This is a genomic window from Noviherbaspirillum denitrificans (assembly GCF_002211445.1).
Lineage (GTDB): Bacteria > Pseudomonadota > Gammaproteobacteria > Burkholderiales > Burkholderiaceae_D > Noviherbaspirillum > Noviherbaspirillum denitrificans.
The window spans coordinates 1,071,871-1,081,991 of record NZ_LSTO01000001.1 but is presented as its reverse complement, the minus strand read 5'-3'; the positions used below and the strand labels follow the sequence as shown (position 1 = coordinate 1,081,991).

Genomic DNA, 10,121 nt, shown 5'->3' with positions numbered 1-10,121 from the left:
CGCGCGGCCTGCCGGCGGGCGACAAGGTGCAGATCGTCTCCGGCCTGCAGGCGGGCGAGCAGGTGATTACCGAGGGTGCGGACCGCCTGCGTGACGGCGCGCGGGTGAACCTGCCGGAGGACAAGCCCGGCGCGGGCGGCGGCCAGGAGCGCAAGCGGGGCGGAAAGTCGCCGGATGGCGGACGGCGATCCCAGGGAGCGACCCAATGATCGGTATGCCGACTCCCGAGGGCGGGAGGCCGGCATGAGCCCGTCCCGTCCCTTCATCCTGCGCCCCGTTGCCACCTCGCTGCTGATGCTGGCGGTCGTGCTGGCCGGCATCATCGGATTCAAGTTCCTGCCGCTGTCGGCGCTGCCGCAGGTCGACTTCCCGACGATCCAGGTGCAGACGCTGTACCCGGGCTGCAGCCCGGAAGTCATGAGCCAGAGCGTGACCGCGCCGCTGGAGCGGCAGTTCGGCCAGATGTCGGGATTGCGGCGCATGAGCTCGACCAGCGCGGCCGGGGTGTCCATCATCACCCTGCAATTCGGCCTCGGCCAGACGCTGGATGTCGCGGAACAGGAAGTGCAGGCCGCGATCAATGCCGGCAGCTCGCTGCTGCCCGCCGACCTGCCGGCGCCGCCGGTCTACGCCAAGGTCAACCCGGCCGACGCGCCGGTGCTGACGCTGGCCATCACGTCCGACACGCTGCCGCTGACCGAAGTGCAGGACATCGCCAATACGCGGCTGGCATTGAAGATCAGCCAGGTTCCCGGCGTCGGCCTGGTCACCTTGTCCGGCGGACAGCGGCCGGCAGTGCGCATCCAGGCGGACACGCAACTGCTCGCGTCGAACGGACTGGGGCTGGATTCCTTGCGCACCGCCATTGCGGCGGCCAATGCCAACAGCGCCAAGGGCAGCGTGGATGGGCCGACCCGCTCCTTCACGATCAATTCCAACGACCAGCTGCTCACGGCAGAGGATTACAAGAACCTGGTCGTCGCCTACCGCGACGGCGCTCCCATACGGCTGTCGAACGTCGCGCAGGTCGTCGACAGCGCGGAAAACATCCGGCTCGGCGCATGGTCCGGCATGAAGCCGGCGATCATCCTGAATGTGCAGCGGCAACCCGGCGCCAACGTGATCGCGACCGTCGATGCGATCAAGGCAAGGCTGCCCGAGCTGCAGGCGGCATTGCCGGGCGCGGTGCATGTCGATGTCCTGAGCGATCGCACAGCCGGCATTCGCGCGTCTGTCGAGCATGTCGGATTCGAACTGGTGCTGGCGGTCGTGCTGGTGGTACTGGTGATCCTCGGTTTCCTGCACGATTTGCGCGCGACCGTGATTGCCAGCCTCGCGGTGCCGATCTCGCTGATCGGTACCTGCGGCGTGATGTACCTGCTTGGATACAGCCTGAACAACCTGACCTTGATGGCGTTGACGATTGCGACGGGCTTTGTCGTTGACGATGCCATCGTCATGATTGAAAACATTGCACGCTACATCGAGAAAGGCGAGCGGCCGATGCAGGCGGCGTTGACGGGGGCGAAGCAAATCGGCTTCACCATCATTTCGCTGACGGTCTCGCTCATTGCGGTGCTGATCCCGCTGCTGTTCATGGGCGACGTCGTGGGACGCCTGTTCCGCGAATTCGCCGTCACGCTCGCCGTCACCATCCTGATTTCCGCCGTGGTATCGCTGACGCTGGTGCCGATGATGTCCGCGCGCTGGCATTCGAAGCCTGAGCACGAAGGCCGCGGCCTGGGCGGAAAAATCCAGCGCGCCTTCGACCGCATGGTCCACCGCTACGACGGCGGCCTGCGCTGGGTGCTGGCGCACCAGCCGCTCACGCTGGTGGTGGCGGTGGTAACGCTTGCGGTCACGGTGCTGCTCTATGTATTCATTCCGAAAGGCCTGTTTCCGGTGCAGGATACCGGCCAGTTGCAGGCGCGCAACGAGGCGGCGGAGTCGGTGTCGTTCGCGCGCATGGCCGAGCTGCAGCAGCAGGCCGCGAAGGCCATCCTCGACGATCCCGACGTGGAATCGCTCAGTTCGCTGGTGGGCGTCGATGGCGCGTCGAATGCGATGCTGCATACCGGCAGCATGCTGGTCAACCTGAAGCAGGGACGCGACCGCAACCAGCAGGCGACGATGGGCCGCCTGCGTGAGCGGGTCGGGCAGATTCCCGGCATCACGCTCTACCTGCGTCCCACGCAGGACCTGACGGTGGATGCGGAAACCGGGCCGACGCTGTACCGAGTGTCGCTCGAAGGCGCGGATGAAGCAACCGTTCGCCAATGGGCGTCGCGCCTGGAGCAGCGCCTGCAATCGGTGAACGCACTGCGCAACGTGGTGTCGGACGCCGGCGCAACCGGCAGTGCGATCTTCGTCAACGTCGACCGCGACACCGCCTCGCGCCTTTCCGTCAGTGCGTCAGCGATCGATGATGCGCTCTACAACGCTTTCGGCCAGCGCATCATTTCCACCATCTTCACCCAGAGCAACCAGTACCGCGTGATCCTGGAAGCAAGGCCGGAAACGGCAACGCCGGAATCGCTCGGCCAGCTGCCGCTGCGCACCACATCCGGCAAGACCACGCCGCTGTCCGCGGTCGCCGGTATTGCCGAGCGTCCCGCGCCGTTGCAGATCACCCGCGTGGCGCAATATCCCGCCACCGCCATCGGCTTCGACGCGGCGCCGGGCGTGGCATTGGGCGACGCGGTCGAAGCCATCCGCCAGGCGGCAAAGGAAATAGAACTGCCGCCCTCCGTCACCATGAGCTTCCTCGGCGCGGCCGGCGCCTACCAGGCATCGCTGACCAACCAGCTATGGCTGATCCTGGCGGCCGTGGTGTGCGTCTACATCGTGCTCGGCGTCCTGTACGAAAGCTACGTCCATCCGCTCACCATCCTGTCGACGCTGCCGTCCGCGGGCGTGGGCGCCTTGCTGGCGCTGATGCTCACCGGGCATGAGCTGGACGTGATCGGCATCATCGGCCTGATCCTGCTGATCGGCATCGTGAAGAAGAACGCGATCATGATGATCGACTTTGCCATCGATGCCGAGCGCAACGAAGGCAAGTCGCCGCAGGAAGCTATTCACCAGGCCGCGCTGCTGCGTTTCCGCCCCATCCTGATGACGACGCTGGCTGCGCTGTTTGCCGCCTTGCCGCTGATGCTCGGCTGGGGCGAGGGCGCGGAACTGCGCCGGCCGCTCGGCCTGTCGATTTTCGGCGGGCTGGTCGTCAGCCAGCTGCTGACCCTGTTCACGACGCCGGTCATTTACCTCGCGTTCGACCGGCTCGGGCGGCGCTGGTCCGGCCGGCGCGTGGCGGCGGAGGGAGGCGCGCAGTGAACCTGTCCGGGCCGTTCATCCGCCGTCCGGTGGCGACCGTGCTGTTGACCATCGGTCTGGCGCTGGCGGGCATCGCCGCGTTTTTCGTGCTGCCGGTGTCACCGTTGCCGCAGGTGGATTTCCCGAGCATTTCGGTCAGCGCGAGCCTGCCGGGCGCGAGTCCCGACACCATGGCGACCAGCGTCGCCACACCGCTGGAGCGGCGGCTCGGGGTCATCGCGGGCGTGAATGAAATGACCTCGAGCAGCGGCAACGGATCGAGCCGCATCAACCTGCAGTTCGACCTGACGCGCAAGATCGATGCGGCCGCGCGCGAAGTACAAGCGGCGATCAATGCCGCGCGCGCCGACCTGCCGGCAAGCTTGCGCAGCAATCCGACCTACCGCAAGGTCAATCCCTCCGATGCCCCGGTACTGATCCTCGCGCTGACATCGCAGACGCGTTCGCCCGGACAGGTCTATGAAGAGGTGTCGAACCTGGTCCAGCAAAAGCTGGCGCAGGTGCCCGGCGTGGGCGACGTGGAAATTGGTGGCGGTTCGCTGCCAGCGGTGCGAGTGGAATTGCTGCCCTTCGCGCTCAACCGCCAGGGCATCAGCATGGAAGACGTGCGCGCCGCGATCCAGTCGAGCACGGCCAACCGCCCGAAGGGACTGGTCGAGGGCAACGGCCGGCGCTTGCAGATCTATTCGCAAGCGGGAACGGGGCAGGGCCGCCCGACGGCCGTGGACTACCGTGGGCTGGTGGTGGCATGGCGCAATGGCGCGCCGGTGCGGCTGGCTGACGTGGCGGACGTGAAGGATGGCGTCGAGGATGTTCGCACGCTGGGGCTGTTCAACGGTCAGCCGGCGGTGATCGTGCTGGTGACGCGGCAGCCGGGTGCCAATGTGATCGAAACGGTGGACGGCGTGCGCGCGCTGCTGCCTTCGCTGCAGGCGCAGTTGCCGCAGGACGTGCGCCTGCAGGTCGCGTCGGACCGTACGCATTCCATCCGCGCGTCGCTGGAGGAAATCGAGCTGACCCTAGTCATCGCCGTGCTGCTGGTGGTGCTGGTCGTCAGCGCCTTCCTGCGCAGCGCGCGGGCCACGCTCATCCCCGCGGTCGCGACAGTGGTGTCGCTGCTGGGGACCTTCGGCGTCATGTACATGCTCGGCTTCAGCCTGAACAACCTGAGCCTGATGGCATTGACGGTGGCGACCGGGTTCGTCGTCGATGATGCGATTGTCGTGCTTGAGAACACTAGTCGCCACATTGAGGCAGGCATGGACCGCTTCCGCGCCGCGCTGCTCGGTGCGCGCGAGGTCGGCTTCACCGTGCTATCGATCAGCCTGTCGCTGGTCGCGGTTTTTATCCCGCTGCTGTTCATGGGCGGGCAGGTCGGCCGGCTGTTCCGCGAATTCGCGGTTACGCTGTCCGCGGCGGTGCTGATTTCCATGGTGATCTCGCTCACCACCACGCCGATGATGTGCGCGTGGCTGCTCAAGCGCGGCGAGGCGGAAAAGCCGCCGGGCAAGATCTCGCGTTTCTTCGAACGCGGCTTTGCGTGGACGCACCGCACATACGAGCGCAGCCTCGACTGGGCGCTGTACCACCGCTGGCTGGTCCTCTTCATCCAGGCGGCCGTGGTCGGCCTGAACGTGTATCTGTTCGCTGCCGCGCCGAAGGGATTCTTTCCACAGCAGGACAGCGGCCAGCTCAACGGCGGCCTGCGTGCCGACCAGAGCATTTCCTTCCAGGCGATGCAGGGCAAGCTGCGGCAGCTGGTGGATGTCATCCGCAGCGATCCGGCGGTCGATACCGTGGTTGGTTTCACCGGCGGGTCGCGCGCCGGCGGCGGCTTCGTGTTCGTCAACCTGAAACCGTTTTCCGAACGCAAGGTGACCGGACAGGCGGTCATCGGGCGCCTGCGTCCGCAACTGGCGAAGGTGACCGGCGTCAGCCTGTTCCTCAACCCGGTGCAGGACTTGCGCATGGGCGGCCGGCAGAGCGCGTCGACTTACCAGTACACGCTCAAGGGCGAAAGCAGTGCCGCGTTGCGACGCTGGGCCACTCGCCTGGCCGAGGCGATGAAGCAGAATCCGGTGCTGACCGACGTCGATACCGACCAGCAGGACAACGGTGTCGAAACCTTTGTCGAGGTCGACCGCGACACGGCCGCGCGGCTCGGCGTCAATGCGCGTGCAGTCGACAATGCCTTGTACAACGGCTTCGGCCAGCGCCAGGTGGCGACCATCTACGATGCGCTGAACCAGTACCGCGTGATCATGGAAGTTGCGCCCGAATATTCGCGCAGTCCGGAGGCGTTGAAGGATATCCATGTCCCGGCGACCGCAAGCACGACCACGACCGCCACCACGACGTCCATCGTCAATCCCTCGCTGCGCGACCAGGCGAGCGGACAGGCAATCAGCACCACGCCGTCCACCATGGTCCCGCTTTCCGCGTTCGCGCGTTTTGCAGAGCGCTCGACGCCCGGCTCGGTCAACCACCAGGATGCGGAACTCGCGACGACGATTTCCTTCAACCTCGCGGAGGGCAGCTCCCTCGGCGACGCGCAGGTCGCCATCCGCCGGGCCGAAGCGGAGATTGCCATGCCGGCCACCGTGCGCGGCAGCTTCCAGGGCACTGCCCGGAGCTTCGAGGATACGCAGCGGCAGCAGCCTTTTTTGATCGTCGCCGCGCTGGTGGTGATCTACATCGTGCTCGGCGTCCTGTACGAAAGCCTGGTGCATCCCATCACAGTATTGTCGACGCTGCCGTCGGCTGGCGTCGGCGCGGTGCTGGCGCTGCTGCTGTTCAGGATGGAGTTTTCCCTGATCGCGCTGATCGGCGTGTTCCTGCTGATCGGCATCGTGAAGAAGAACGCCATCCTGATCATTGATTTCGCGCTGGAAGCCGAGCGCGGGCGCGGGCTTTCCCCTCTGGAAGCGGTACGCGAAGCCTGCCTGCTGCGTTTCCGCCCGATCCTGATGACCACGCTGGCCGCCGCCCTCGGCGCGCTGCCGCTGGCGATCGGCTTCGGCGAAGGTGCCGACCTGCGCCGGCCGCTCGGTATCGCGATCATTGGCGGACTGATCGCCAGCCAGCTGCTCACGCTGCTGACGACGCCGGTGGTCTACCTGCTGCTCGACAAGCTGCGCCGCCGCAATCCCGAAGAACATCAACTGAGCCGCGCCGCGGCCGAACCAAGCTGAAATGAATACCGTCATGCACGATCTTTTCCGCCCTGCCAGATGCCGACTTGTGACGCTGGCGCTGCTGCCCCTGCTGCTAGGGGGCTGCGCACTCGCGCCCGTGTACGAACGCCCGGCGACGCCGGAACCGGCGGCGTTCAAGGAGGCGCAAGGCTGGGTGCCGGCAGCGCCCGCTGATGCGCTCGACCGGGGAACATGGTGGACGCTGTTCGATGATCCCGTGCTGGACGAACTCGCGGCCGCGGTCGATGTCTCGAACCAGAACATCGCCGCCGCCACCGCCGCGTATGCGCAGGCGAGGGCGCTGGTGCAGCAGCAGCGCGCCGCCCTGTTTCCTGTGGTGACGCTCAATGCCGGAGCAGGCCGCGCACAAGGCAGCGAGGGCACGGCAACCGCGACACGTGCGGCGGGCGCAAGAGACAGCGTCCAGCTAGGCATCGGCGCGAGCTGGGAGCCGGATGTCTGGGGCCGGCTGCGCGCCGCCGCCGACAGTGCGAGCGCCAGCGCGCAGGCGAGCGCGGCCGACCTCGCTTCGGCCCGCCTGTCTGCCCACGGCGAGCTCGCGGCAAACTATTTCTCGCTGCGCCAGACCGATGCGCAGGCAGCCCTGCTGCGGGCGACGATCACCGGTTATGAGCGGGCCTTGCAGATTGCACGCAACCGTTACGCGGCAGGCATCGCCACGAAAACCGACGTGCTGCAGGCGGAGACGCAGCTCGCCAACGCCCAGGCCGACGAGGTGGGATTGGCGCGGCAGCGCGCGCAACTGGAACATGCGATCGCGGTACTGGTCGGCAAGGCGCCGGCCGAATTCACACTCGCGCCGGCTGAATGGAAGGTGTCGGTGCCGCAGGTGCCGGTTGGCGTGCCGTCAACACTCCTGCAACGGCGGCCCGACATTGCTGCAGCCGAACGCCGCGTAGCCGCAGCCAACGAACAGATCGGCATTGCGCGCGCCGCCTATTTTCCGAACATCGGCCTGAACGCGTCGTATAGTTCGAGCGGCAGCAGCGTTGCGGGTCTGTTCGGCGCGTCGAATACCTTGTGGTCGCTCGGCTTGTCGGCGGCACAGACCCTGTTCAATGCGGGCGCGACCGCGGCCCAGGTGGAGAGTTCGAAAGCGGCGCGCGACGCGGCGATCGCGCGTTACCGGCAGACGGTGCTCGGCGCTTTCCAGAATGTCGAGGACCAGCTTGCCGCTGCCCAGGTACTGGCACGCCAGCAGGAGCTGCGCATGCGCGCATCGCAGGCGGCCGATGAGGCAGAGGCGCTGATGCTCAACCGCTACCGCGCCGGTCAGGTCAGTTTTTCGGAGGTGGTCAGCGCGCAGGTCACTGCCTTGAACGCCCGCCGTGCAGTGGTGCAGGCGCAGGCGGACAGGCAGACGGCGGCGGTTGCGCTGATCCAGGCGCTAGGCGGGGGCTGGCGTCCCTAAATGTTCCGCTCCAGGAAGCGCAGCAACCCCACTTCCCCCGCGCTGGCAACATTCATCCGCATCCGCGTCGACGGCAGCTGGTTCGGCGAAAACAGGCTGCCCGGCGCCAGCAGGTAACCTTCCTGCACCGCCTTCTCAGCCAGCACATTGGTATCCACGCCGGTATCGATCCACACGAACATGCCCGCCGGCGTGGTGATATCCGCCTTCAGCCCGACGCGTTCCAGCTGCTTGACCGTCTTGTCGCGCACTGCATCCAGCTTGCCGCGCAGCCGGTCGACATGCTTGCGGTAATGTCCTTCGGACAGGATCTTGTAGACGGTGCGCTCGCCGATGTCGGAAGTCGTGAGCGTGGTCAGCATCTTGCGGTCGGCCAGCCGCTGCGCCATCTCGGGCGAGGTGGCGATGAAGCCGACGCGCAGGTTCGCCGCCAACGTCTTGGAGAAGCCGCCGAGATAAATCACCCGGTTGAGCTGGTCGAGCGAGGCGATGCGCGTTGCCGGCTGCACGCTGCTGCCCGGATGCAGGTCGCAATAGATGTCATCCTCGACGATCGTGATGTTGTGCTGTTCTGCGATCTTCAGCACCTGGAAGGCCTTCGCCGCCGACAGGGACGTGGATGTCGGGTTGTGCAGCACCGAATTGATGACGTAGAGCTTGGGCTTGTGCACGGCTGCCAGCTCCGCCAGCTTCGCGATGTCCGGACCGTCGGGCAGGCGCGGGATGCCCACCACTTTCGCGCCGAGGGTGGCGAAGGAGCCGAACATCAGGAACCACGCCGGATCGTCCACGAAAATCGTATCGCCCGGCTGGGTGAAATGGCGCGCCACGATATCCAGGCCCTGGGTGATGCCGGAGGTGGTCACGAACTGTTCCGGTGAGGCGGCAATTTCCAGTTCGGCCAGCTTGAGCTGCAATTGCTGGCGCAGCAGCAGCGAACCCTGCGGATTGCCGTACTGGAGCAGCAGGCTCTGGTTCTGGCGGCTGATGGCGCGCAAGGCATTGGCCACCAGTTCGCCATCCAGCCAGTCGGCCGGCAGCAGGCCGGAACCCGGCATCTTGTCCTGCGGATGCTGGCGGAACATGTTCCGCACCAGCCACACCACATCGAGGTGGGCCGGCATCGTATCGACCGCGCGCGGCGCATTGCTGGCCACCATGGGCGCGCGTTCGCGCACGTAAAACCCGGAACCACGGCGCGAATCCAGGTAGCCCCGGGCAACCAGCCGGTCATAGGCCTCCACTACCGTAAAGCGGGAAACACCATAGGTTTCCGCGTACTGGCGGATGGATGGCATGCGCGCGCCGCTGCGCAGCAGCTTGTCATCGATGCGCGCTTCGATGGAGCGCACGATCTGGTCGACGAGCGATTCGCCGCCGTCCCTTGACAAGACTTGCGGCGCGGCGATGCTGAATTCGGCGGCGACGGTTTTGCGCATGCTGGCTGTATTGGTCATTTTGCCATGACAGTGGTCGGGGTTATTTGAATAAGTGTACTGGTACTGTACCGGTAATGTCGTTTAGGATAGTTCAACACCTGAAAAACTTCAATCGCATGGAGACCCAATGAAAACCATCGGCCTGCTGGGCGGCATGAGCTGGGAATCGACTGTCCCTTACTACCGCATCATCAACGAGACCGTGAAGGAAAAACTGGGTGGCCTGCATTCGGCGAAACTGTTCCTGCACAGCGTCGATTTCGACGAAATCGCGCAGCTGCAGCGTGCCGGCGAATGGGACGAAGCCGCCAGCCGGCTGGCGCGCGCTGCACGCTCGCTGCGCCTGGCCGGCGCCGATTTCCTGGTGATCTGTACCAACACCATGCATATCGTGGCCGATGCCATCGCCGCGCAGGCGGACATGCCGGTGTTTCACATCGTCGACCCGACCGGCCAGGAAATCCGCCGCAGCGGACTGACAAAAGTCGGCCTGATCGGCACGCGCTTCACGATGGAGAAAGACTTCTACAAGGATCGGATGCGCGAGCGCCATAGCATCGAGTGTGTGGTGCCTGACGAGGCGGATCTCGATGTCATACATTCGGTGATCTTCGAGGAACTGTGCCGCGGCGTGGTACGCGAGGAATCGCGCCAGGCTTACCGCGCAGTCATCTGCCGGCTGGCGGAGCGGGGCGCGCAGGGCATTATTTTTGGCTGCACCGA

6 protein-coding genes are annotated in these 10,121 nt (G+C 65.8%); 5 read left to right on the top strand and 1 reads right to left on the bottom strand.

Going from position 1 to position 10,121, the window contains the following annotated elements; all coding sequences use genetic code 11:
* From AYR66_RS29335 to AYR66_RS05335, 4 genes are all read left to right on the top strand, one after another.
* A partial coding sequence (locus tag AYR66_RS29335) for a permuted SH3 domain-containing protein (RefSeq protein ID WP_474647525.1) occupies window positions 1-209 on the top strand: 209 nt, incomplete at its 5' end.
* A gap of 34 nt (window positions 210-243) precedes the next feature.
* Window positions 244-3,333 (top strand): efflux RND transporter permease subunit, encoded by a 3,090-nt coding sequence (locus AYR66_RS05345; protein ID WP_088706665.1) that lies wholly within the window; start codon window positions 244-246, stop codon window positions 3,331-3,333.
* Complete coding sequence (locus AYR66_RS05340) at window positions 3,330-6,524, top strand: efflux RND transporter permease subunit (RefSeq protein WP_088706664.1); 3,195 nt, start codon at window positions 3,330-3,332, stop codon at window positions 6,522-6,524. The genes AYR66_RS05345 and AYR66_RS05340 overlap by 4 nt, the downstream gene beginning before the upstream one ends.
* A 1-nt stretch (window position 6,525) precedes the next feature.
* Window positions 6,526-7,959: an efflux transporter outer membrane subunit gene (locus AYR66_RS05335; protein ID WP_234814767.1), complete on the top strand. Its 1,434-nt coding sequence runs from the start codon at window positions 6,526-6,528 to the stop codon at window positions 7,957-7,959.
* Here AYR66_RS05335 and AYR66_RS05330 read toward each other — a convergent pair.
* On the bottom strand, window positions 7,956-9,416 hold the full coding sequence (locus AYR66_RS05330; RefSeq protein ID WP_088706663.1) for an aminotransferase-like domain-containing protein: 1,461 nt from the start codon (window positions 9,414-9,416) through the stop codon (window positions 7,956-7,958). The two genes, AYR66_RS05335 and AYR66_RS05330, sit on opposite strands and share 4 nt — an antisense overlap.
* Window positions 9,417-9,525: 109 nt before the next feature.
* Between AYR66_RS05330 and AYR66_RS05325 the strand changes: the two genes are divergently transcribed.
* Window positions 9,526-10,121: aspartate/glutamate racemase family protein (locus AYR66_RS05325; RefSeq protein ID WP_088709613.1), on the top strand; the 596-nt coding region annotated here is incomplete at its 3' end.

Bases quoted from the DNA above. Each gene is read 5' to 3' on its own strand.
- AYR66_RS05345 (WP_088706665.1), top strand. From the start codon at position 244: ATGAGCCCGTCCCGTCCCTTCATCCTGCGCCCCGTTGCCACCTCGCTG.
- AYR66_RS05335 (WP_234814767.1), top strand. From the start codon at position 6,526: ATGAATACCGTCATGCACGATCTTTTCCGCCCTGCCAGATGCCGACTT.
- AYR66_RS05330 (WP_088706663.1), bottom strand. From the start codon at position 9,416: ATGACCAATACAGCCAGCATGCGCAAAACCGTCGCCGCCGAATTCAGC.